Origin of the sequence: Saccharothrix sp. ST-888 (genome assembly GCF_000955975.1) — a bacterium.
Taxonomy (GTDB): Bacteria; Actinomycetota; Actinomycetes; order Streptomycetales; family Streptomycetaceae; genus Kitasatospora.
Window position 1 is genome coordinate 86,265 of sequence record NZ_JYJF01000004.1, and the last position, 21,862, is coordinate 108,126.

General features: G+C 73.6%; 23 protein-coding genes. 10 read left to right on the top strand and 13 right to left on the bottom strand.

Translation table 11 applies throughout. The annotated features are described in order from the left end of the window. Window positions 1-30: 30 nt before the first annotated feature. The 3 genes from UK12_RS03725 to UK12_RS42940 form a co-directional block, all read right to left on the bottom strand. On the bottom strand, window positions 31-258 hold the full coding sequence (locus UK12_RS03725) for a response regulator transcription factor (protein ID WP_045299399.1): 228 nt from the start codon (window positions 256-258) through the stop codon (window positions 31-33). A 268-nt stretch (window positions 259-526) separates the two neighbouring features. Further along, window positions 527-766: a 3-oxoacyl-[acyl-carrier-protein] synthase III C-terminal domain-containing protein gene (locus tag UK12_RS42935; protein WP_269431987.1), complete on the bottom strand. Its 240-nt coding sequence runs from the start codon at window positions 764-766 to the stop codon at window positions 527-529. After that, a complete protein-coding gene (locus UK12_RS42940) occupies window positions 763-2,259 on the bottom strand; it encodes an MFS transporter (protein WP_045299403.1) in 1,497 nt (498 codons plus the stop codon). Before UK12_RS42940 ends, UK12_RS42935 begins: the two co-directional genes overlap by 4 nt. 142 nt (window positions 2,260-2,401) lie before the next feature. On the opposite strand from UK12_RS42940, the gene UK12_RS03740 reads away from it, so the two are divergent. Next, window positions 2,402-3,397, top strand: a complete 996-nt coding sequence (locus tag UK12_RS03740) for a helix-turn-helix transcriptional regulator (RefSeq protein ID WP_045299510.1) — start codon at window positions 2,402-2,404, stop codon at window positions 3,395-3,397. Window positions 3,398-3,535: 138 nt separating this feature from the next. On the opposite strand, the gene UK12_RS03745 is transcribed toward UK12_RS03740, so the two are convergent. After that, on the bottom strand, window positions 3,536-4,105 hold the full coding sequence (locus UK12_RS03745; protein ID WP_045299405.1) for a GlcG/HbpS family heme-binding protein: 570 nt from the start codon (window positions 4,103-4,105) through the stop codon (window positions 3,536-3,538). Between the two features lie 273 nt (window positions 4,106-4,378). Here UK12_RS03745 and UK12_RS03750 point away from each other — a divergent pair, with 273 nt between their 5' ends. After that, on the top strand, window positions 4,379-4,609 hold the full coding sequence (locus tag UK12_RS03750) for a hypothetical protein (protein WP_045299407.1): 231 nt from the start codon (window positions 4,379-4,381) through the stop codon (window positions 4,607-4,609). Between the two features lie 156 nt (window positions 4,610-4,765). On the opposite strand, the gene UK12_RS03755 is transcribed toward UK12_RS03750, so the two are convergent. Further along, entirely contained in the window at window positions 4,766-7,150 is a 2,385-nt protein-coding gene (locus UK12_RS03755; RefSeq protein ID WP_156178516.1) for a lysylphosphatidylglycerol synthase transmembrane domain-containing protein, read from the bottom strand. Window positions 7,151-7,334: 184 nt separating this feature from the next. Between UK12_RS03755 and UK12_RS03760 the strand changes: the two genes are divergently transcribed. Beyond that, the gene (locus tag UK12_RS03760; protein ID WP_045299409.1) at window positions 7,335-7,613 is read left to right on the top strand and encodes a hypothetical protein; all 279 of its coding nucleotides are present in this window, start codon (window positions 7,335-7,337) and stop codon (window positions 7,611-7,613) included. Between the two features lie 165 nt (window positions 7,614-7,778). Then, window positions 7,779-8,273 (top strand): NUDIX domain-containing protein, encoded by a 495-nt coding sequence (locus UK12_RS03765; protein ID WP_045299411.1) that lies wholly within the window; start codon window positions 7,779-7,781, stop codon window positions 8,271-8,273. A 7-nt stretch (window positions 8,274-8,280) separates the two neighbouring features. Here UK12_RS03765 and UK12_RS03770 read toward each other — a convergent pair whose 3' ends face one another. Next, window positions 8,281-9,027, bottom strand: coding sequence for a class I SAM-dependent DNA methyltransferase (locus tag UK12_RS03770; protein ID WP_045299413.1), 747 nt, complete (start codon window positions 9,025-9,027; stop codon window positions 8,281-8,283). 82 nt (window positions 9,028-9,109) lie between these two features. Between UK12_RS03770 and UK12_RS03775 the strand changes: the two genes are divergently transcribed. After that, entirely contained in the window at window positions 9,110-9,688 is a 579-nt protein-coding gene (locus UK12_RS03775) for a GNAT family N-acetyltransferase (protein ID WP_197084527.1), read from the top strand. Window positions 9,689-9,710: 22 nt separating this feature from the next. Here the strand turns inward: UK12_RS03775 and UK12_RS03780 are convergent, their stop codons facing one another. Next, window positions 9,711-10,418, bottom strand: a complete 708-nt coding sequence (locus tag UK12_RS03780) for a tyrosine-protein phosphatase (RefSeq protein WP_045299415.1) — start codon at window positions 10,416-10,418, stop codon at window positions 9,711-9,713. Between the two features lie 110 nt (window positions 10,419-10,528). Further along, window positions 10,529-11,233, bottom strand: a complete 705-nt coding sequence (locus tag UK12_RS03785) for a hypothetical protein (RefSeq protein ID WP_045299417.1) — start codon at window positions 11,231-11,233, stop codon at window positions 10,529-10,531. Window positions 11,234-11,621: 388 nt separating this feature from the next. Between UK12_RS03785 and UK12_RS37440 the strand changes: the two genes are divergently transcribed. The 3 genes from UK12_RS37440 to UK12_RS36290 all read left to right on the top strand — a co-directional run bounded on the left by UK12_RS37440 (window position 11,622) and on the right by UK12_RS36290 (window position 15,609). Then, entirely contained in the window at window positions 11,622-12,494 is an 873-nt protein-coding gene (locus UK12_RS37440) for an RNA polymerase sigma factor (RefSeq protein WP_197084528.1), read from the top strand. After that, window positions 12,491-13,492, top strand: a complete 1,002-nt coding sequence (locus UK12_RS36285; protein ID WP_052681482.1) for a hypothetical protein — start codon at window positions 12,491-12,493, stop codon at window positions 13,490-13,492. The genes UK12_RS37440 and UK12_RS36285 overlap by 4 nt, the downstream gene beginning before the upstream one ends. Window positions 13,493-13,914: 422 nt before the next feature. Continuing rightward, complete coding sequence (locus tag UK12_RS36290; RefSeq protein ID WP_156178517.1) at window positions 13,915-15,609, top strand: protein kinase domain-containing protein; 1,695 nt, start codon at window positions 13,915-13,917, stop codon at window positions 15,607-15,609. Between the two features lie 7 nt (window positions 15,610-15,616). On the opposite strand, the gene UK12_RS03810 is transcribed toward UK12_RS36290, so the two are convergent. Together UK12_RS03810 and tatA are read right to left on the bottom strand one after the other, a co-directional pair. Next, window positions 15,617-16,207, bottom strand: a complete 591-nt coding sequence (locus UK12_RS03810) for a potassium channel family protein (protein ID WP_197084529.1) — start codon at window positions 16,205-16,207, stop codon at window positions 15,617-15,619. A 147-nt stretch (window positions 16,208-16,354) separates the two neighbouring features. Further along, window positions 16,355-16,639 (bottom strand): Sec-independent protein translocase subunit TatA, encoded by a 285-nt coding sequence (tatA, locus tag UK12_RS03815; protein ID WP_045299424.1) that lies wholly within the window; start codon window positions 16,637-16,639, stop codon window positions 16,355-16,357. A 623-nt stretch (window positions 16,640-17,262) separates the two neighbouring features. On the opposite strand from tatA, the gene UK12_RS03820 reads away from it, so the two are divergent. After that, window positions 17,263-17,862: a TetR/AcrR family transcriptional regulator gene (locus UK12_RS03820; RefSeq protein ID WP_045299426.1), complete on the top strand. Its 600-nt coding sequence runs from the start codon at window positions 17,263-17,265 to the stop codon at window positions 17,860-17,862. 24 nt (window positions 17,863-17,886) lie between these two features. Here the strand turns inward: UK12_RS03820 and UK12_RS03825 are convergent, their stop codons facing one another. Further along, complete coding sequence (locus UK12_RS03825; protein ID WP_045299428.1) at window positions 17,887-18,231, bottom strand: cupin; 345 nt, start codon at window positions 18,229-18,231, stop codon at window positions 17,887-17,889. Between the two features lie 190 nt (window positions 18,232-18,421). Here UK12_RS03825 and UK12_RS03830 point away from each other — a divergent pair, with 190 nt between their 5' ends. Beyond that, complete coding sequence (locus UK12_RS03830) at window positions 18,422-18,691, top strand: hypothetical protein (RefSeq protein WP_045299430.1); 270 nt, start codon at window positions 18,422-18,424, stop codon at window positions 18,689-18,691. Between the two features lie 56 nt (window positions 18,692-18,747). On the opposite strand, the gene UK12_RS03835 is transcribed toward UK12_RS03830, so the two are convergent. Continuing rightward, window positions 18,748-20,439, bottom strand: coding sequence for a class I adenylate-forming enzyme family protein (locus UK12_RS03835; RefSeq protein ID WP_045299432.1), 1,692 nt, complete (start codon window positions 20,437-20,439; stop codon window positions 18,748-18,750). A 123-nt stretch (window positions 20,440-20,562) separates the two neighbouring features. Then, a complete protein-coding gene (locus UK12_RS03840) occupies window positions 20,563-21,792 on the bottom strand; it encodes an acyl-CoA dehydrogenase family protein (protein WP_331386631.1) in 1,230 nt (409 codons plus the stop codon). Between the last annotated feature and the right edge of the window lie 70 nt (window positions 21,793-21,862).

Sequence of the window (21,862 nt, forward strand, 5' to 3'; positions counted from 1 at the left end):
TCCCAAATGGCACATTCGTGGTTGTCGGGGTTACGACACATAGCCCCCCTGCAGGGCCGCCACCACGAGCTGGGTGCGGTTGGCCGCCCCTGTCTTGCTGCGCAGACGCCGCATGTAGGTGTCGACGGTGTGCGGGCTGATCCCCAGGTGGCGGCCGATGTTCCCGTACGTCTCACCGCTGACCAGCAGGGCGAGGACCTGCCGCTCGCGGGTGGTCAGCGCGACCTGCGTGGGCGCGGGAACGAGGGTGTCGATCATCACTGGCTCCGGGGCTGTCGGAATGCGACCGGTGGTCACCGGCACGACGACAACAGCCTGTGCGAATGTCCGTACCGACCGCGACAGCAGGGACTCCTCACCAACATGCCTGACAGCAAAGGGACGTAGGAACGAAGGCGGCCAACCGCACGAAACCGCAGCAATACCAGCAGCCGAGTGCGGGCCCGGCCCGTCGGATCGCCGCAGGAGCCTCCACCACTCGGCGGACCTGGAGATATGGCGTTCCGTCAGGCCGGGGGCGGTTCGGCTACGGGCAGTGGACGACCTGGCCGGCGTACGAGAGGCCGCCGCCGAAGCCGAAGAGCAGGACCGGTGCGCCCTTCTCGAGCTCGCCGCGTTCGACGAGCTTGGAGAAGGCCAGCGGGATGCTGGCGGCGGAGGTGTTGCCGGAGTCGACCACGTCGCGGGCGATGACCGCGTTGACCGCGCCGATCCGGCGTGCCACCGGTTCGATGATGCGCAGGTTGGCCTGGTGCAGGACGCTCAGCCCACCAGGGCCGGCTCCTTCTCCTCGGCGGCCGCAGGCTCGACGGGCTCGACGGCCGAGCGCTGCGCGGCCCGCCCGGGAAGGGCGAAGACCAGGGCGAACACGGCCAGCAGACCGACCGTCACCCACCACAGCGAGTGGGTGAAGGCGTGCACGAAGACCGGGCCCGGCGACGGCGCCGGGGCCGCGTCGTCCACCACGGAGAAGAAGGCCACCGAGGAGAGGCCGAGACCGAGCGCCATGCCCAGCTGCCCGGTGGTGTTGATCAGGCCGGAGGCCGAACCGGAGTGCTCACGCGGGACCTCGGAGAGCACGGCATCGGTCAGCGGCGCCACGATCAGGCCCATACCCGCGCCCATCACGACCAGCGGCAGCGTCATCTGCCAGGACTGGATCCCGGTGCCGAAGTGCTCAGCCTCGGCGAGGTAGAGCAGCGTCCCGGCGGCCATCACCAGCGCGCCGGTCTGCAGGACCTTCCGCCCGAACCGGGGGACCAGCTTCTGCACCGACAGCCCGGCGGCGACCGAGACCGCGATCGAGAACGGCACGCCGGTCAGTCCGGCCCGCAGCGGGCTCCAGCCCAGGCCGAGCTGCATGTAGAGGGTCCAGACCAGGAAGAAGATCCCGGTGGCGACGCCGAAGCAGAGCTGCACCCCGATACCGCCCGCGAAGCTCCGCACCCGGAACAGCGAGAGCTCCACCAGCGGCGAGCCGTCCCGCCGGGACTTGGCCCGCTCGTACGCCACGAACAGCAGCAGCACCGGAATGCTCAGCACCATCGTCACGTCGCCCCACAGCGGCCAGCCGGACTCCCGGCCCTGGGTGAGCGGGTAGAGCAGCATCAGCAGTCCGGCCGCGCCGAGCAGCATGCCGACCGGGTCCAGCCTGAGCGCCCGCGGTGCGCGTGACTCGTCGACGTACCTGGCGCCCAGCAGCAGACCGGCGACCCCGATCGGGAGGTTGACCAGGAAGATCGGCCGCCAGCCCAGGCCGAACAGGTCCCACTCGGTGAGCAGGGCGCCGAGCAGCGGGCCCAGAATCGCGCCGAGACCGACCATCGCACCGAACATGCCGAAGACCTTGCCGCGCTCCTCGGCCGGGAACGTGGCGTGGATGATCGAGAGCACCTGGGGCACCATCAGCGCCGCCGTGCCGCCCTGCAGGATCCGGGCCGCGACCAGGAACTGCGGATCGGGGGCGAGCCCGCAGAGCGCCGAGGCGAGGGTGAAGCCGGTGATGCCGAGCAGGAACAGCCGCTTGCGGCCGTGGATGTCGCCGAGCCGTCCGCCGGTGATCAGGCCGACGGCGAAGGCCAGCGCGTACCCGGCGGTGACCCACTGCAGCGCGCTGAACGAGGCGCCGGTGTCGCGCTGGATGTCGGGCATGGCGATGTTGACGATCGTGACGTCGACCAGGTCCATCAGGCTGGCCGTCATCACCACGGCGAGCGCCGCCCAGCGGCGGCGGTCCGGGGCGTTCTGGGCGGGGGGCATGGCGGAACTCCTGAAGGGGGACGGCGGTGGCAAGGGGACGGGGCATGGCCACCGGGTGCTCCCGGCCGGTGCCCCGGACGTCTCCGACCGTAGAACCCGTACAGGTCAGAACCTGTCCTCTTTGTCCGTCATGCTGGCCGGTATGACGGACACCCCCGCACGCCTGCTGAATCTGCTCTCCCTGCTGCAGACGCCACGCGAGTGGCCGGGCAGCGAGCTGGCCGACCGGCTCCAGGTCACCCCGAGGACCATCCGCCGCGACATCGAGCGGCTGCGCGACCTCGGCTACCCGGTCGAGGCCACCCGGGGCCCGATCGGCGGCTACCGCCTGGTCGCCGGGACCGCGATGCCGCCCCTGCTGCTCGACGACGAGGAGGCGGTGGCCATCGCGGTCGGCCTGCGCGCCGCGGCCGGGGAGGCCGTCGAAGGTATCGAGGAGGCCTCCGTGCGGGCCCTCGCCAAGCTGGTCCAGGTGCTCCCGTCCCGGCTCAGACACCGGGTGGGCTCCCTCGGCGCCGCCACCGTGCGACTGGACGCGGGCGGCCCCCGGGTCGACCCCGAGACGCTCACCGTGCTGGCCGCGGCGGTCTCCGCCCGCGAACGGATCCGTTTCACCTACCGGGCCGGCTGGGGGCAGCCCCAGGGCGGTGGCACCGAGACCAGGCGCCTGGTCGAACCGCACCGCCTGGTCGCCGCCGGACGGCGCTGGTACCTGGTCGCCTACGACAACGAACGGGACGACTGGCGGATCTTCCGCGTCGACCGGCTGCGCGAACCCCAGCCCACCGGCGCCCGGGTGCCGGTACGCGAACTGCCCGCCGAGGACGCCGCCGCGTACGTCGCCCAGAAGCTCTCCAGCCTCACCACCACCCACGTCGCCGTCGTCACCCTGCACACCCCGGCCGACCGGGTCTCACGGTGGCTGACCGGCCCGTCCGACCGCCTGGAGCCGATTGACGACCGCACCTGCCGGCTGCGCACCTCCGCCGAGTCGCTGGAGTGGCTGGCGATCCGACTGGCCATGCTGGGCTGCGAGTTCGAGGTGCACGAGCCCGCCGGACTCCGCGACCAGCTCCGCATCCTCGCCGCCCGGGCGGCCGCCGCAGCGGTAGCGCCCGAGGGGCGCGCGGAACGGTGAGGCCCGACCGCGCTCGTCGGGGGCGGCGCGGGTGACTCCCGTCCGCCCCCGCCCTTCAGGGCCGCCCGGCCCAGCCCGACCGCGCTCGCCGGGGGCCGGGAGTCATCCGCCCCCGGCGAGGGCCGGGCGCCCGGACCGTCAGCGGCCGAGGGAGGCCACGCCGGCCTGGGCGTACTTCTCGTCCAGGTCACCGCTCGGCGCCCCCGCGACGCCGATGCCCGCGATCGGGGCGCCCTTGTCGGCGACGGGGGCGCCGCCGGCCAGGAAGAGGGTGCCGGGGATGTCCTTCAGGCCGGGCGCCTGGGCGAGCCGCTTGACCAGCTCGGAGGTCGGCGCGTTCCACGACACCGCCGTGAACGCCTTGCGCGCCGCCGACTCGTACGACTGCGGCCCCGCGCCGTCGCCGCGCAGGGTCGCCACGGTGGTGCCGTTGCGGTCCACCACGGCGACCGAGACGTGCTGGTTGTCCTTCTCGGCGGCGTGCAGCGCGGCCTGCGCGGCCCGGGTGGCGGCGTCGATGTCCAGGTGGGTGCTGGTCACGGTGTCCGACTTCTTCAGGTCGGCGGCCTGCGCCACAGCCCCGCCGGGTGCGTCGCTCTGCGGAGCGGCCGTCGCCGACATCGCGCCGAAGCCCCCCGTGCCGACGGCCGCGACGGCGACGGCGGCGGCGGCGGTGAGCACTCGAGTGCGAACGGTCGTCCTCTTCATGGTTGCTGCTCCTCCTGCGCGGACCGGACCGGGAGCCCTGCTGCTCCCGCCGTACCTCGATCCTCGCGGCGGGCCACGGCCCGCCGGGTCCACGCGACGGCCGACTTCGGTGTCGACCGATCGGCTGACCCGCACCGGCCGCTCGGCCTGCTGTGCGAGCCCCGGGCAACACGCCGACGCCGCCGCGAGGGCGCGCGGCCCGGCCGTCGCCGTCGGATACTTCCAGTACCGACCTGGGCCCAGGTGGGGCTTCCAGCAGCAGGGACGGACGCCATGCGCCAGAACCCCGAGAACCCCGAGTTCCCCGAGGACTTCGACGACTTCGCCGAGGAATCACCGCTCGTCGTGGAGACCGAGGACCAGGAGCGCGATGTCGGCGGCCACCCGGGCGACGACTACGAGCAGCTCCGCGAGCGCCGCTCGCTCGGCTCGGACGACGCCAACGACGCGGACGCCGTCGAGCAGGCCCGGGTGGTCGAGCTGGACGAGGACGAGTACCGCTGAGGCCGCTCCTCGGGGCGGCAGCCGAGCGGGCTCGGGAGGCGGGGAAACCGTGTGCACCACCCGACGGGCGGCCCGTGCGGTTCCGCGTGCCCCCGGAGCAGGGCGGGTCGGGCCGGTCACCGAGGTGTGCGGGCGCTCGGGCCGTCGCGGGTGGTCTCAGAGTGCGCCGCGGCGCTGGAGCCAGGCGAAGCCGGCCCAGCCGGGCAGGATCGGGAGCACGAAGGTCAGCACCCGGAACAGGATCACCGCGGCGAAGGCCGTACCCCGGTCGATGGACGCGGTGGAGGCGAGGGCCTCGGTCAGGAGTCCCTCGACGACACCGGAGCCGCCCGGGGTCGGGGCGGCGGACCCGGCGGCGTTGCCGGCCAGGAAGGTGACCGCGACGGCGGCGAAGGACGGCTGCTGCCCGACCGCCCGGGTGCAGCAGTACAGGCAGGCGACGAAGGCCATCGACACCAGCAGCTGCCCGGCCAGTCCGGCGGCCAGCCGGCCCGGCTGCTGGAGCAGGTCGAGCAGCCGGGGCAGGACCTCGGCCCGGAGCGGGCGTAGCAGGCCGGCCAGCCGGCCGCGTACCCAGGGCACGGCGAGCGCCAGGACCACCAGGACCGCCGCGACCGCGAGCACGGCGACGAACACCGGTGCGTCCGGCAGTTCGGAACCCGCGCCGTGCCCGAGCAGCGCGGTGAAGGCCGCGAGCTGGAGCAGGTGGAGCACCAGCCCGATCAGCTGGGACGCGCCCACGCTGGACAGCGCCTGTGCGGTCGGGATGCCGCTGCACTGCAGGAAGCGGGTGTTCAGCGCGACCCCGCCGACGCCGCCGGGGGAGACCAGCTTCACGAAGGAGCCCGCCACCTGGGCGGCCAGTGAGCGCCGGAAGCCCACCCGTTCGGGGACGAAGCCGATGAAGCCCATGGTGGCCGCGAAGTGGCTGGCGACGGCGGCCAGTGCGGCCAGGGTCAGCCAGCCGGGGTCGGCCTCGGCGATGGTCGAGATCGGGTTGGTCTGCGAGCTGAACAGGAACTGCAGCAGCAGGTACCCGGCGCACACCCCGGCGAACACGGTCAGCAGGGTGCGCGGGCGCAGCCGCTCCAGCCGGACCGGTTCGGCGGGCGCCTGCGGGCGGCCGCGCAGGGCCTCCTCCCTGATCGCGACGAGCAGTTCGGGCCGGTCCTTGAGGGCGCTCCGGGTGCCTCGCGGCAGCGCGATCGGCTGGAGCAGCGGCAGCGCGGCGCAGATCGCGGCTCCGCCGAGCACCGCGGTGCCGGCGGCCACCGCGCGTTCGGCGCCGACCCGCAGGGCGAGGGTGGTCAGCAGCCCGGCGACGTCGAGCCGCAGCAGCAGTTCACCGGCGGCGATCTCGCCGTCGGTGAGTCCGACCAGGTGGACGGTGCCGTCCGGGCCGACCAGGACGTTCTCGGGGGCGAGGGCGCGGTGGGCGATGCAGCGGCGCTGCAGCAGGTCCAGCTGCTGCCAGGCGTCGGTGAGCAGCTCGTCGGTCAGCTCGGCGTCGTCGAGTTCGGGCAGGGTGCGCCCCGGCAGGTACTCGTACGCGACCACGGCGCGGTCGGCGTCGAGTTCGGCGGTGGCGGCCAGCCGGCGGGTGCGGGCACCGGCGGCGGCCGCCGCGTAGGCGAGCAGCACCTCGTGCTCCAGCCCGGAGCGCAGCGAGCGCAGACCGCGCGGGCGCGGGGCGGTGCGCAGCCGCAGCAGCAGCCAGAGGCGGTGGAACAGGCCGGTGGCCTGGGCATGGCGGTCGAGCAGGTGGACGTCCAGGTCGGGGCGCCCGTCGTGCTGGGTGACCAGGTAGCGGCAGGAGCCGGTACGGCGGGTGAGGTGCGGGCGGACGCCCGCCTGGCCGAGGGTCTGCCGCAGCTGCTCGGCGCTCGGCCGGACGATCGGGGTGCCGATCGCGTACACCGTGCCGTGGGCGGTGGCCCAGCCCACCAGCAGGGCCAGGACCAGGGAGAGCGGGGTGGCCCAGCCGATGATCAGACCGGAGAGCCCGGCCATGGCGAGGGCGGCGGTCAGCGCGGTGCGCCAGCGGCGCAGCCCGGTGAGGCCGGCGGCGGTCATGAAGGCGAGGACGGGGGCCAGGTGCCCGTACACCGCGTCGGTCCGGCCGAGGCCGTCGGGGGACTGGTGGGTGAGCGTGGCCAGGCTGCCGAAGGCCGCGTCGAGGCCGAGCGAGAGCCCGTACGCGAGGACGGCGGCGAAGACCCCGTCGGCGACCCGGAGCGCGGCCCGGCGGGCGAGTCGGTCGACGGCGAAGGCGAGCGGGACGAGCAGCAGGACGACGGCGGAGGCCACTCCCGCGATCTGGCCGGGCGGCCAGGGGACGTGCTCCGCACCCTCGGCGACATCGGCCTCCAGGCCGTCGGCGGTGCCGTGGGCGCCCATGGCGATCAGCAGGGTGAGTCCGGCGGCGGTGAGGCCGACCATGCAGCGGATCAGCGAGCCGGGGTAGCGCACCCGCTGGACTTCGGGGGTTGCCGCATCCTCCCCCGCCTCGGTTTGATTGTCGTTCCGTATCACCGTTGCCACGCGCGCATGCTTCCATACGCGTGGTTCGGCGTCCGGCCGATCAGTCAGGTGTGTCGCTGTTGGTACCGCGACACGATGCCACGCCCAGAACACCCCGAACGGCTAGAATCCGGTCATAACGTCCCATGCGCCCGCATTGCCGCGCAGACCGGTGCGACGAGCGGCCGCCGGAGGGAGGTCCACGATGACCAAGCACCCGACGGGCAAGATGACCAGACTCCGCCGTGGCACCCAGGAACTCCTCGAACGCCGCGGTATGGCAGCCGAGCCGGCCGTACTCCCGCCCGCCCTCGGCACTGAAGGACCGAAGAGCACGAAGGGCGGGCCGTACTTCGGCGACACCGTCTTCAGCCACGGCGGGCGCCGCGCCGCTGCGGCGACCACCCCTCTCTCGGGATCGGCCCACCACGCCGAACTCCCGGGCCACCGCCACCGCGGCGCGGAGAAGCACTCCGCCCACTGACCGCTTCCCGACGGGGTGGCGCCGGGCGACGGCGGCCACCCCGTCCGCCTGCCGTCCCGTCCACCTGTCCGTCCGACTGCCGACCGGTCCGCCGCCCCGTCCGCAGGGCCGGGGTGGGAGAGTGGGCGCGCACACCCGGCCCGCAACACCCCCGGAGGGAACGCCATGTCGGACACCCCGCTGCTCCAGACCCGCGACGAGTGGCTCGCTTCGCTGCGCCGCGTCTACGCCGCTTCCGGCTGCCTGATCAGTGACCCCGAAGGGCGGGTGCTGATCGTCAAGGCCGGCTACCGGGAGCACTGGCAGTTCGTCGGCGGCACGGTGGACCCGGGGGAGAACCCCGAGGAGTGCGCGAAGCGCGAACTCCTGGAGGAGACCGGCATCGTCAAGGACCCGGGCGCACTGCTCGCCGTCGGCTGGACCCACCCCTCGGCCGAACTCGACCACCCCGCCTGCCACTTCCTCTTCGACCTCGGCACCATCCCCGCCGACACCCCGATCACCCTGCCGCCCGGAGAGCTCGACGCCTACCGCTGGGCCGCCCCCGAGGAGGCGCTCATCCTCCTCGGCCCGAGCCGCTCCGTGCGCCTCGCCGCCGGCCTCGCCGCCCGCGGGGACGGCCGCACCCGGGTGGTCACCAGCCCCACCGTGGGCTTCTGACCCGGGGTCAACGGGCGGGCCCGCTGCCTCGCTGTCCCACGGGCTGTGCGGGCTGTGCGGGCTTGCGCCAGACGTACGCCGCCGAGACCGGATGGTGGCGGTAGCGCTCCCACTTGGGCTTCAGCTCGATCCAGTGGTCGTCCACCACCGCCTCGTGCATCTCGGCGAGTTGCCACCCGGCGGCCAGTCCGGCCGTGAGGTGGTCGCTGACCAGGTGGAGGTGGGTGGTGATGGCGATCGGGGAGCCGTCCGCGCCGTCGAAGTGGGTGGGCATTCCGGCGGCCATGATGAAGTACGGGTGCAGGCCGACCAGGACGCACAGGGCACCCGGCGCGGCCAGCCGGAAGGCCTCCCGGTAGAGCGGGGCGAGGTCGGCCAGGTGCTCGTCGACCAGCGAGGAGACCACCAGGTCGTACGCCTCGCCAGGCAGGCCGGTCGCGGCCAGGTCGGCCTCGATCAGCCGGTCGTGGGCGCCCTTGGCGCGGGCCAGGTCGAGCATCTCGGGGGTGAGGTCCACCCCGTCCACCGCGCCGACGCCCCGACCGCGCAGCCAGACGCCCGTCCGGCCCGTCCCGCAGCCGAGGTCGGCGGCCCGGATGGCCGAGCCCCAGTCCGGCACCCGGAGCCGGGCGAGGACGGCCAGGTCCATCGCGTCCTCGACGGTCTGCTCGTAGCTGCCGACCCACTGCCCGTACCCTGTGCGGACATCCACCATCGGATACCCGCGCGCATCGAAATCAGCGAATTGCACCATGCCGTGAAGTATTGGTGGTTCGGTGCTCCTACGGCGAGTGGATTTCCGATCGGCAGTGCCCAGCGAACTCGGGAGCAGTGCAGTGCAGTTGCAGATCGTTTCCGGTCCTGAGGCCGGACTGCCGGCCGAACTCCGGGCACAGGTCTGGGCGTTGCAGGAGCAGGCCTGGCCCAGCGGCCGCGCCGATGCCGGGCGGAGCCACGACCCGGCGCTGGACCCGCAGTCGATGCTGCTGGTGGACGGCGACGGCCGGGTGCTGGCCGCCCTCGACCTGCTCGGCAAGGAACTCACCCACGCCACAAGGACGTTCACCGCGCGCGGGCTGAGCTGTGTGGTCACCGACCGGGCGCACCGGGGTGACGGCCACGGCAGGCGGCTGGTCGCCGCCGCCCGCCGGGCCGTCGAGGAGAGCGGTGCGGATCTCGGCCTGTTCACCTGCGACCGGGCCCTGCGGGGTTTCTACGAGAGCGCGGGCTGGGAGCTGCTCCCCGGAACGGTGCTGGTCGGCGGTACCGCGCGGGACCCGTTCCCGAGCGACCGGCCGGGCTTCGACAAGGTCACCATGGCCGGGTTCTGCTCCCGGCGGGCCCGGGCGGCCAGGGAGAGCTTCGTGGACGCCAGGATCGGCCTCTACCCGGGCACCATCGACAGGCTGTGGTGAGAGGCGGGCCGAGGGCGGGAGTTCAGTCCAGCAGCCTGGCCCGCAGGGCCGCCAGTTCGCCGGACGGCAGAGAGCGCTCCGGTTCGAAGCCGGCCAGGGCGTCCAGCAGCGCGCTCTCGGCGGTGGCACCCGCCCGTTCCAGCACGTCCGCGGCCGCCTGCTCCTGGTCCGGCAGACCGAGCAGGCCCCGGAGCGGACGCAGGTTGGCGGTGCTGAGCAGATAGTCGGCGACGATCTCGCCGGGTTCGGTACGGGCCGCCGCCAGCAGGACCAGCGCGGCCAGGCCGGTGCGGTCGCGTCCGGCGCCGCAGTGCACCACGACCGCCCCGGGACGGGCCGTCGCGACGGCGGAGACCACGGACCGTACGGCGTCCGGGCAGTGGTCGAGGTAGGGGCGGAAGGAGAGCGGGGTGCCGTCGAACTCGCCGAACTCCTCCCACCAGGCCGGTCCCGCCAGCTGGTCGAGCGGGACCCGGACCAGGTCGACGCCCGCCGGGCGGGGGAGCAGCGGCCGGTGTTCCTGCTCGTCCCGCAGGTCGACCACCGTGCGTATGCCGGCGTCGGTCAGCGCCGCCCAGCCCTCGGCGGTGAGCAGGTCGAGGTTGTCGGCGCGGATCACCGCGCCGCGTCGGGTGCGGCGGCCGTCGGTGGTGGACAGTCCGCCGAGGTCCCGTACGTTCAGACAGCCGTCCCAGAAGAGCCGGCGGTCGGTCGGCAGATCGTTGTTCATGCAGTGCTTCCCCCTTGATGAGGAGCTGTTCGCCCCTTGTCCACCAGGACACCGGGGGGCCCGCCGCCGGTTCCCCGTGCCTCCTGCGGTGACCGGGTGCGTGGGCGGGGTCAGAAGGTCCAGAGTCCGCGGCCGAGGGTGTCCTGGCAGCGCACCCGGACGAAGCGCTCGTCCGCGGCGGACAGGAAGCCCTCGGCCGCGCCTTGCAGGACCTCGCGGGCGATCCGGTCGGTACGGCTCCAGGCGCCGGTCAGTACGAGGTCCCGGTCCGCCAGCTCGGCGCGCTGGATGCGGGCCACGGCGGCGGTGAGCAGGGCGGCGTTGACCTCCTCCAGCTCGGCCGGGGTGAGGTAGGTCTCGGTCACCGTGCCGGCGCCGGTCCCGGCCGCGGTCGCGTCGGCGAGGCGACGGCGCAGCTCCGGCAGGCCGTAGTGGCGGACGGCGGCGATCGAGTCCTCCACGGCCACCAGCCAGCGCGGCCCGGCCGTGATCTCCCACCAGACCTCTCCGCCGACCGGCAGCAGTTCGCCGATCGAGGCGTGCCAGTGCTCGGGGCCGCCCGGTGCGCTCCCGGCCTGGGGTTCCTCGGTGGTCGGCTCCCCGGTGGTCAGGTCCTCGGTGGTCAGGCCGAGCTCGAAGGTGTACCGGACGGTGTGTTCGCTCACGGTGCCGAGCCGGATGCGGAGCTGCGCCCGGTAGACCTCGTCCGGGAGCCGGAAGACGTACTGCTCGCCGCCCGTGAAGCCCATCGACCGGAGGGACGGCGCGATGTGCGCGCGCACCCCCTCGGTGAAGAGGTCCTGGGCGGTGGTCATCGCGTTGTTCCGGGGGTGGCTGAATGTGGGGGCGGGGACGGGGGCTCTTCGGGGGCCGGTGCAGCGCATCAGGGCGGCCGGGGCCGAGGCCGGGGGATTGCCCCGTCCCTGCCAAAGTAGGACCGGGCCGACCCCGGCGGGCGCGGGCCAAGGACCGCAGCGCTCAGGACATTCGTCCCGCTGAGCAGGGGCTTTCGCCCCGCCCCGGCTTATCCGGGCCACGCCGTGTCCCTCCTGGCAAGGGTGCTCCTCGGCGCCGCGACGAGCCATCCGGAGCGGACGGCGCCGGGCCTGCTCGAACACGGCGGTGGCGCTCCGGGTAGCTTTCCGCGTCCGTGGAGACACCGCCCGCGATCCGCTCCGGGCGGGATGGCGCATGATGTGGCGGGTGCACAGTGCAGAACCTCAGGGGACGGACGCCGACCACACCGTCGGCGGCCCGATACCGCCCGGCCCCCCGACCACCCCGGGCCGGTCGGGACCACCGGACGATCCACTGCCGACAGGCCGTCCGGTCGACCTCGCGATCGCCGTACGGGCGGCCCAGCAGGGGGACGAGGACGCGTTCCGGCTGCTGTTCCGTGTCGTCCAGCCGGGGCTGCTCCGCTATCTGCGGCTGCTGGTCGGCGGCGGACCGGAGGACGCCGAGGACATCGCCTCCGAGACCTGGCTGCAGATCGCCCGCGATCTCGGCGGCTTCACCGGTGACGGGGACGGCTTCCGGGGCTGGGCCGCCACCATCGCCCGCAACCGGGCCCTGGACCACCTGCGGCGGGTGCGCCGCCGTCCGGTCGCCGACCTCCCGGTCGAGTACCTCACCGAACTGGCCGCCGCCGAGGACACCGCGGGGTCCGCACTGGCCACCGTCGCCACCGCCGATGCGCTGGCCCTGATCGCCCGCCTGCCCAGGGACCAGGCCGAGGCGGTCCTGCTCAGGGTGGTGCTCGACCTGGACGCGGCCGCCGCCGCGCGGGTCCTCGGCAAGCGCTCCGGCAGCGTACGGATGGCCTCCCACCGGGGACTGCGCAAGCTGGCCAAGCTGCTCGACCAGGCCGGCGGGGCCGACCTCGGCATTCCGAGCCGACGTGCCGTACCGCCGCAGCGCGAAGGCGGGCGGGAGGGCGACCGCGACGCCGACCGGGAGGGCGACCGTGGAGGAGACCGGGACGGAAGCCCGGAGGCCGGGAAGCGGGACTCCTCGAAAACTTCCGCACAGGGTGTGACACGCGCCAGAGCCGCGACGCTGAAGGACATGAGATGAGCACCAACCGATCCCGCCGGATCGACCGCGACACCGCCGAGCAGCTGCTCGGCGGTGTCGCGGTCGACACGTCGGCCGGTCAGGCCCCCCTCACCGGTCAGGCCGCCCTCGCCGGGCTGCTCGCCGCCGCTGCCGCCCCGTCGGCGGTGGACGGAGCGCCCGACGCGAACGGCGTGCTGCCCGGGGAGGAGGCCGCCCTGACCGCGTTCCGGGAGGCCCGTCGCAACCCTGCCCCGAAACCCCGGAGACGAACGATGCTGGACACCGCGCCGGCGCGGGCCTTCAGTGCGAAGGCCGTCGCTGTCGCGTTCACCGCCACCGCGCTCGGCGGCGTGGCCGTCGCCGCCGGTACCGGGCACCTGCCGGCCGCCCTGCGTGGACCGGCGGGCGACGGCGGCCGGTCGGTCGCCCGCGCCACCTCGCCGGCCTTCGACGGCTCCACCGCGCGGTCCGGCCCGGGCGGCACGGCTTCCGGCCAGCCGAGGCTGAACGGCATCGCCCCGTCGTCCCCGCCGCCGAGTGCGGGCAGGCCCGGCACTCCCGGCGCGGACCCGGACCCGGGCGCGGCCACGGGTACGGGCACCGGTCGTCCGGACGGCCGGAGCGGGGACGAGAGCGTCGAGGCCCAGCTGCTCCGGCTCTGCCACCTCTACACCGACCGGCTGGCCTCCGGCGACCGCCCCCGTCCGCTGCTCAGGGAGGCGCCGCTCGCGCCGCTGGTGCTGGCCGCAGGCGGCGCGGACCAGGTCGACGGCTACTGCACGGCCGTCGCCGCCGGCGCCGGGAACGCGGAGGGCAAGGGCAGCCACGGCGGCCGGAGCGTCGCACCGGCCCCCGCCCCCGATCCCGGCCGCACCCTGGGTCTGCCGAGCAGGTTTCCGCTCGACCCGACCCGGCCCGCGCAGGATCCCAAGCCGACCGGTTCCCCGGGGCTCCCCGGTGGGAACGGCGGGGGCGGCGGGGCCGGTGGGAACTCCGAGAACGGCTCGGAGAGGTGAGCCGCTGAGACTCCGGACGGGCAGTGGGCGAAACCCCCCGGGCCCATTGCCCGTCCGGTTGCAGCGCGAACGGCACGGCGGCGGCGCGCCCTCGCAGGAGGGCGCGACAGGCCGCGCCACGGCTGCAACTCCCTGATCCCGGGCGGTCGGTGGGCTCCCCCGTGTCCACCGGCCGCCCGGTCCGAAAGCTCCGGGTGGGTGGGCGAGGTTCCCCCGGGCCGCGTCCGCCCACCCGGATCCACCTGCCCCGTCGCGGGCTCAACTCCGGACCGCTGCCCGGCCGGTGGGCCCTTTGGCGGCGACCGCCCCGGCGGTGCGCCGGGTGGCACCGTGCGCGGAGCGTGGAATCGGCGGCTATCGTGCACAGGTGCACGAGGCGGTCCGAAGCCTCCGGCCGGTGGACCCGAGGGGAGTGGTGCCAGGTGATCGGACGTGCGTTGAACGGGCGTTACGTACTGGAGGAGATACTCGGCGTCGGTGGGATGGCCACCGTCTGGCGCGGCCACGACCGGGTGCTCGGACGAGCGGTCGCGGTCAAGGTGCTCAACGGCGGTCTGGCCGACGACCCGCGCTTCGCCGACCGCTTCGGCCGCGAGGCCCAGCACGCCGCGATGCTGGTCCACCCGCGCATCGTCACCGTCTTCGACTCCGGCGTGGACCAGGGCTCCCCGTACATCGTGATGGAGCTGGTGCACGGCCAGCCGCTCAGCCGGCTGATCGCCGAACTCGGACGGCTGCCGGTCGAGCGGTCCGTCGGTATCGCCGCTGCCGTCTGCGAGGCGCTGGAGGTCGCCCACGCGGCAGGGCTCGTGCACCGGGACATCAAGCCCGGCAACATCATGATCACCCAGGACGGCGGGGTGAAGGTGGTGGACTTCGGCATCGCCCGCGCCGGTTCCTCCAGCTCACGGCTGACCCAGACCGCCACCGTGCTCGGCACCGCCGCCTACCTGTCGCCCGAGCAGGCCACCGCCGCCGGGGTGGACGGCCGGTCCGACCTGTACGCGGTCGGCTGTGTCCTGGTCGAGATGCTCACCGGTCAGCCGCCGTTCGAGGCCGACACCCCGGTCGGTATCGCCTTCAAGCACGTCAGTGAGCAGCCCGCCCCGATCGCCGCGCGCCGTCCCGACGTACCGCCCGCGCTGGACGCGGCGGTGCTGCGGCTGCTGGCCAAACAGCCCGCCCAGCGTCCGGCCGACGCGGCCGCCGCCCGGTCCGAGCTGCTCGCCGCCGTTCCGGTCGCGCTGGCCGCGGACCGTACGGCGGAGCTGCTGGCGACCAGTGCGCAGCCCGCGGACCTCTTCGCCGCCACCCAGCTGCTGCCACCGGTCGCGGGAGCACCGGTCGCCCGGCTGCCGGCCGACGCGGCGGGCCAGGGGTACACCGATCCGCAGCGCACCGCCGTACTGCCGCCGACGGCCCCGCCCCCGTTCGCGCAGCCCACGCACTTCACGCCGTCGGGCCAGCCCCCGGTGACCGGCCCGGCGACCTCGCTGATGGAGGCCGTCCCGCTGCCGCCGGACCCGGCTGCCGAGCCGCCGCAGCGCCGCAGACGACTGCTGGTCCCGGTCGCGATCGGTGTCGCGGTGGTGGCGGGAGCGGCCGCGATCGGTGCCTTCGCGCTCGGCGGGTCCTCCGACAGCTCGGCCCAGGCCGCAGTCCCGAGCAGCCACTCGCCGGCCGCGACGGCGCCCGCGTCCACCCCTGGGTCCCCCTCGCCCTCGCCGAGTGCCGGGACGAGCACCCCGCCCGCGCCCAAGGGCGGTCCGGCCGCCACCCTGGCCGCGCTCCGCGCCGACGTGGCGCAGGCCCAGTTCGGCAAGGACCGGGACAAGCAGGGCGAGCTGCTGGACCACCTGGACACCGCCGCCGAGGCGATCGCCGAGCACCGGCCGCAGGACGCCGAGACGGTGCTGCGCGCGGTCCAGAAGTCGGTCCGGGACCTGGCCAAGAAGCATGCGGTCGACGGTGCCGCCGCGCAGAACTGGCAGAACCGCCTCGGCGGACTGATCAACACCCTGCACAGCCAGCAGGCCCGCGACCACAGCAGCGGCACCAGCAACGCCAGTGACACCAGCAACACCGGTAGCACCGGCAACGACTGGAACAACGACTGACGCCGGATCAGTCGCCCGTCCGCCGCCGGCGCCGTTCTGCCCGCGGCTGGACGGACCGCTCCGCCAGCCGGACCCGCAGCTGTCGGCCGGCGGTGGTGGCGCCTGCGGTCAGGAAGATCAGCGTGTAGAGGATCTGCAGCATCACCACCACCCGGGCCTCCTGCCCGTGCGGGGTGATGTCCCCGTAGCCCACCGTGGACATCGTGATCACCGTGAAGTACAGCGCGTCGAGCCTGGTCCGCAGCCCGATGAACTGGCCCGGCTGCCGGGACAGCGCGAGGTATGCGGTGGCGAAGACGACCAGGGCGAGTGCACTCAGCACGGCGATCATCAGCCCGGGCCGCCCGGGCGGGCCCATCATGGCCCGCCAGATCTCCCGCAGCAGCAGCACGGCCACCATCGCCAGCAGCAGTGTGAAGCAGAACCAGCCGAACACCGGATGCTTCGGCCCGAACACCTCGAGCGGGAGTGTGAAGTAGAGCACCACCAGCACGACCGGGCCGAGCATGGTCAGCCCCAGCGCCGACAACTCGTGCCGCCGCGAGGGCTCCTGCGGCTGGCGCGGCTGCGGATGCTGCTCGGGAGGCGGCGACGGCACCGGGGGCTCCAACCGGCTCGGGGACGGGCACTCCATCCTCCGGGGGCCCGGCCGGAAGCACTCTGCAGAAACGCCGCAGAAACGCCGGAGCCTCCGGCCCGTCAGTTGACGGACCGGAGGCTCCGGACGGAAAGCGCGTGGGCCGACTCAGGCGGTGGTGGCCGACTTGTCGGTCTCGGTGGCCTTGGTGATGTTCGTGGGGTTCACCGCCGGACGGGGCTGCTCGGTGGCCGTGTTGGCGGCCGTCGAGTTCTGGGCGCCCCCGTCAGCCTGCGTCTCGTCCTCGCGCAGAGCCTTGGTCTCCGCCTTCAGAATGCGCATGGACTTCCCGAGGCCACGGGCCATCTCGGGCAGCTTCTTCGAGCCGAAAAGCAGGATGATGACAGCCAGCACCACCAGGAGGTGCCAGGGCTCCAGACCGTTGCGCAGCATCCCTGACCACCGGTCCCTTCGGATATCTCGCCGTTATCAGAGCCGGGCGGGCTCGCCCGACTTGGCCAGTATGCCTGGCGCGAGCGCAGAACGTATACACCGGTCGGGAAACGGTGGTCAAAAACCAAGTGTTCTGCAGGTGGGACCGAATATGTGGTCTCGACCACTCTCCGTCAGGTCGGCCGCTCGGAAGGCCTCGCGCACCGACCGCCCTCACCTGCTCCGCAGCCTCTGCGGGAGTTGCCGCCACGGCCGGCCCGGGCCGGGTGCGTACGGCCTGCGGGCCGCTTCCCCGGAGCCGCCGACGCATCCCTGACCTTGCGGGGCAGGGGTGGCGAGGGTGGCGGACGGTCCGGTGCGGACGGGATCGGCTGCTGGTGCATCAGGTCGGGGGTGTGCTCCGGGAGCCGCGTTGACGACTGCGCGGCGCGCACTGCGCCGAAAGCCGGGTGGAGCGCGCGTGCGGAGTGCGCCGGGAGCCCCCGGCTGTGCGGCCGACGGCTTCGGATTGTTCGCACTCTGTCAGGTCGCTGGGCCGCTCGGCTCGGGGGCGGTCTGCATGGAACGTCTGTCTGACTCGGCTGTCCAAGACATCCGTCCATGGCTGACGTAGCATCGAGGCCATGGGAAATCGCGAGGATCTGCTGGCGGGGGCCAAGCGCTGCCTGTACGAGAAGGGCTACGGACGCACCACCGCCCGGGACATCGCCTCGGCCGCGGGGGTCAGTCTGGCCGCGATCGGCTACCACTACGGCTCGAAGGACGCCCTGCTCATCCAGGCGATGATCGAGGCGGTGGCCGAGTGGGGTGACGCCGTCGGCGGACTGCTGGCCGATCGGGGCGGTGCCGCCGCCACCCCGGAGGAGCGTTTCGTCGCCGCCTGGGACCGGGTGCTGGAGAGCTTCGTCGAGCACCGGGAGCTGTGGGCGGTGCAGTTCGAGATCTCCGCCGGGACGGGGAGCTCGCCGGAGCTGCAGGAAGCCCTCGCGGCGGTGCAGCGGAGTGCCCGGCTCGGGCTCTCCGCCCTCTTCCAGGGGCTGGAGGAGGTGCCCGACACCCCGGATGAACTGGCCAGGGGCGCCTTCTACCAGTCACTGCTGGCCGGCCTGGCGGTCCAGTGGTTCACGGCACCCGATCAGGCGCCGGACGGACGGGAGCTCCTGCGCGGCCTGCGCCTGGTCGGCGGAAGCGTCCTGGGTGCACCGGCGCCCGCCGAGCCGTAGCGGGTCGGGCGCGCGGCTCCCGCGCTAGGTGGTGACGGCCGTGAGCAGGACGACCGAGTCCTGGTGGGCCAGCAGGCCGTGCCGCTCCTGGGGGATAGGGCGCAGCTGGCCCGCCTTCAGTTCGATCTGCCGGCCCGAGACGGTCAGCGACACCCGTCCGCGCAGGACCTGGAGGCTGGCGGCGAGTGGGGCGTTGTGTTCGTCCAGCGAGGTCCCCGCCGTCAGCGCGATCATGGTCTGCCGCAGGACGCTGTCGTGGACGAGCAGGTGCGCGCTGCGTCCGTGCGGGTCGGCGGCGGCCTTCGCGGCGTGCTCGTCGGCGAGTGCCACGAGATCGACGGGGGCGGTGGCGGGGGCTGGCTCGGCCATCGCGTTCCTCCTGGTTCGCGGCTTCTGCTGGAGGGTCCCCCGACGGTGACCCTAGGCGGGTCCCGCCGTGGACGGCAACCGTGCGGCGGCTTCGACGCCTCGCCGCCGGGAGGTGCGCGGCCGACCTTGTGGCCCATCCGCAGGCGGCTTCCGGGTGCGGGCGCTGCGGTGCTCTTGGATGGTGGATGCCATGGCGACCTATCAGAAGTTCATCGGTGGATTCCAGGTCAACCGGGGCATGCTCACCGCCGGTGCGGCGCTCACCGGAATCGGTGCGCTGATCGGCCTGACCGGCACGGTGATCGTGGGGGTGGCGCTGGCGTCCGCCGGGCGGGGCTGGGTCCAGCAGCTGGAGACGCCGCCCGGCGAACTGGCGGCCCGTACCTTCCAGCAGGCGAAGGCGGCCTCCCAGGCGGGCCTCGACGCCTGGCGGGCCCAGGCGGCCGGGACCGCGGGCTGAACGTCCCGCACGCCACGGTTTCCCCGTACGGACCCCGCGCGCCCTGCGGTGCAGCGCTATGACGCCGGCCGGCCGGTTTCGGGTCCGAGCGGCGGCCCGGCGGTGACCTCGCTGCGCAGGGCGCGCTTGACGATCTTCCCGGTCGGGTTGCGGGGCAGTTCCGTGCTGCGCAGGAACACGTGTGCGGGCACCTTGAAGGCGGCCAGCCGGGCGGCGACGTGGTCGCGCAGCCCGTCCGCGTCGACGGACGAGCCCGGTCGGAGGACCACCACGGCGGCGACCTCCTCGCCGAGCACCGGGTGCGGTACGCCGATCACGGCGGCGTCCGCGACCTCGGGGTGGTCGAAGAGCACGCCTTCGACCTCGACGCAGTACACGTTCTCGCCGCCCCTGATCACCATGTCCTTCAGCCGGTCGACGATGTAGACCTCGCCGTCCCGCAGGCGGGCCAGGTCACCGGTGCGGAACCAGCCGTCGGTGAAGGCGGCTGCGGTGGCCTCGGGGTTGTTGCGGTAGCCGCTGAAGATCGGCTGGCCGCGCAGCCAGAGTTCGCCGATCTCGCCGTCCGGGAGGGCGATGCCGGTCGGGCCGGCGATCCTGATCTCGACGGCGGGGGCGGGGTGGCCGATGCTGTCGGGCTGTTCCAGGTAGCGGGCGCCGAGGTTGGCGATCACGCCGCCGCAGGTCTCGGTGAGCCCGTAGCCGTTGCGGGCCTCCACCCGGCCGTCGAAGCGGCGGGCGATCCGCCGGGCCAGTTCGGGCGGGGCGGCGGCACCGCCGGTGCTGATCGCGCGCAGGCTGTCCAGCGGCGCTCCGGCGGCATCCGCCGCGTCGAGCAGGCCGAGCGTGGTGGCGGGGACCCCGTAGTAGGCGGTGACCCGGTGCTCGGCGATCAGCCGGAGTGCCTCGGCCGGGTCCCACCTGTGCATCAGCACCACGGCGCCGCCGCTCGCCATCAGCGGGAACAGCGCGGTGAACGCCGCGACATGGAAGAACGGGTAGGTCATCAGCGCGGTGTGCACCGGCACCCGGGCCGGGTCCAGGTCCGAGCAGATCATCGAACCCAGGGCGAAGAAGCGGGGGTTGAGGGCGGCCGCGCACCAGGCTCGGTGGGTGGCGGCAACCCCCTTGGGGTGTCCGGTGGTTCCCGAGGTGTAGAGCAGGGTGGCCTGGTCCTCGGGGGAGGGCTCGGCCTCTGGGGCGGCCAGACCGTCGAGCGGAAGCTCCTCCAGCCGGTCGTGCGCCGACCCGGGGGTCCGGACGGTGAGCAGCGGCACGCCGTGGGCGGCGGCCCAGGGGCCGGTCCGCTCGGTGCGCTCGCGGTCGGCGACGATCAGCCCGGGGCCGCAGTCGTCCAGTGCGTACGCGAGTTCCTCGGCCTCCCACCAGGCGTTCAGCGGGACGGCCACCAGTCCGGCCAACTGGGCTGCCCAGAAGGCGATCTGCCATTCGGGGAGGTTCCGCATGGCGATCACCACCCGGTCGCCGGGCCGCAGGCGGTACCTCTCGCGGTAGTGGTGGGCGAGGGCGGCGGCGGTCGCGTGGTGCTCGGCGTAGGTCAGCCGGCCGGAGCCGGCGATCAGGAACGGGCGGTCGCCGTGCGCCAGCGTGGCGTCCAGCAACTCCCGCAGGGTGTGCGGGCCTTGCCGGTAGCGCGGGCCGTCCGGGGTGTCGAAGGTCTCGAAGGGGGCGCCGGGCGCACGGAGTGCGGCCCGGACCCGGACGAGCTTGGCGAGCACAGCTGTCATGACGTCCTCGGTGCGGCGGCTCGGGAAGTCGTGGGCGGGGCCGGCGGCGGGCCCATGGGGGAAGCCCGCTGCCGGAGACACGGCGGCCGGTCGGCGCGCGGCCGCCGCGCGTGTCGGTGGGCCCTACAGGCCCAGGGACTTGGCGATGATGGTCTTCATGACCTCGCTGGTGCCGCCGTAGATTCTGAAGACCCGGTTGTCGGTGTAGAGGCGGGCGATCGGGTACTCCAGGATGTAGCCGTAACCGCCGTGCAGCTGAAGGCACTTGTCGATCACCTGGGAGGCGGACTCGGTGCAGAACAGCTTGGTCGCCGCGGCGTCCGCGACGGTCAGCTCGCCGTTCTGGTAGAGCTCCAGGGCCCGGTCCACCATCGACTGCTGGGCCACCACCTGGGCCTCGCAGTCGGCCAGGCTGAACTTGGTGTTCTGGAACTCGGCCACCGCCTGGCCGAACACCTTGCGCTCCTTGACGTAGCTCACCGCGAAGCGCACCGCGGCGGCCGCGGACGCGTACGCTCCGACGGCGATCGCCAGCCGCTCCTGCACCAGGTTGTGGGTGAGGTAGCCGAACGCCTTGCCCTCCTCGCCCAGCAGGTCCTCCACCGGCACCTTGACGTCGGTGAAGGAGAGTTCGGCGGTGTCCGAGGTGCGCAGGCCGATCTTCTGGAGCTTGCGGCCGACCGCGTAGCCGGGCGAGGTGGTGTCGACGCAGAGGATCGACAGGCCGGCCCGGCGGTCCTTGGGGTCGTACGGCGCGGTGCGGCAGACCACCAGCACCAGGTCGGCCAGGACGCCGCCGGTGATGAAGGTCTTGGCGCCGTTCAGGACGTAGTGGGTGCCGTCCTCGGAGAGCTTCGCCGTGGTGGTGATCCCCGCCAGGTCCGAGCCGGCGCCCGGCTCGGTCATCGCGATCGCCGTCATGATGTCGCCCGAGACGAAGCCGGGCAGCCAGCGCTGCTTCTGCTCCTCGTCCGCGTACTCCAGGAGGTAGGGCAGCACCAGGCCGGTGTGCACACCGGAGGAGCCGAAGGTGACGCCCGCGCGGGCGCACTCCTCGCTGACCACCGCCTGGTACTTGAAGCCGGTCTCGCCCGCGCCGCCGTACTCCTCGGGCACCTCGATGCCGTACACGCCCAGGGCACCGAGCTTGCGGTAGAAGTCGCGCGGCGGGTGGCCCGCGGCCTCCCAGCTCTCGTAGACCGGGACGACCTCCTTGGCGATGAAGCTCCGGATGGTCTCCCGGAACGCCTCGTGGTCCTCGGTGAACACGGTGCGGCGCACGGTGGCGCTCCCTTCGTGGTGCCCGTTGATCGCCTCATAAGTTAATCCCGGGTAGCTTCGGCTGTCCAGCATCGGAGTGCCTCTTCTTCGCTGATCAGGGGCGGCCAAGTGAATCCTTGCTAGCCTGGGGCGAAAAGCCGGC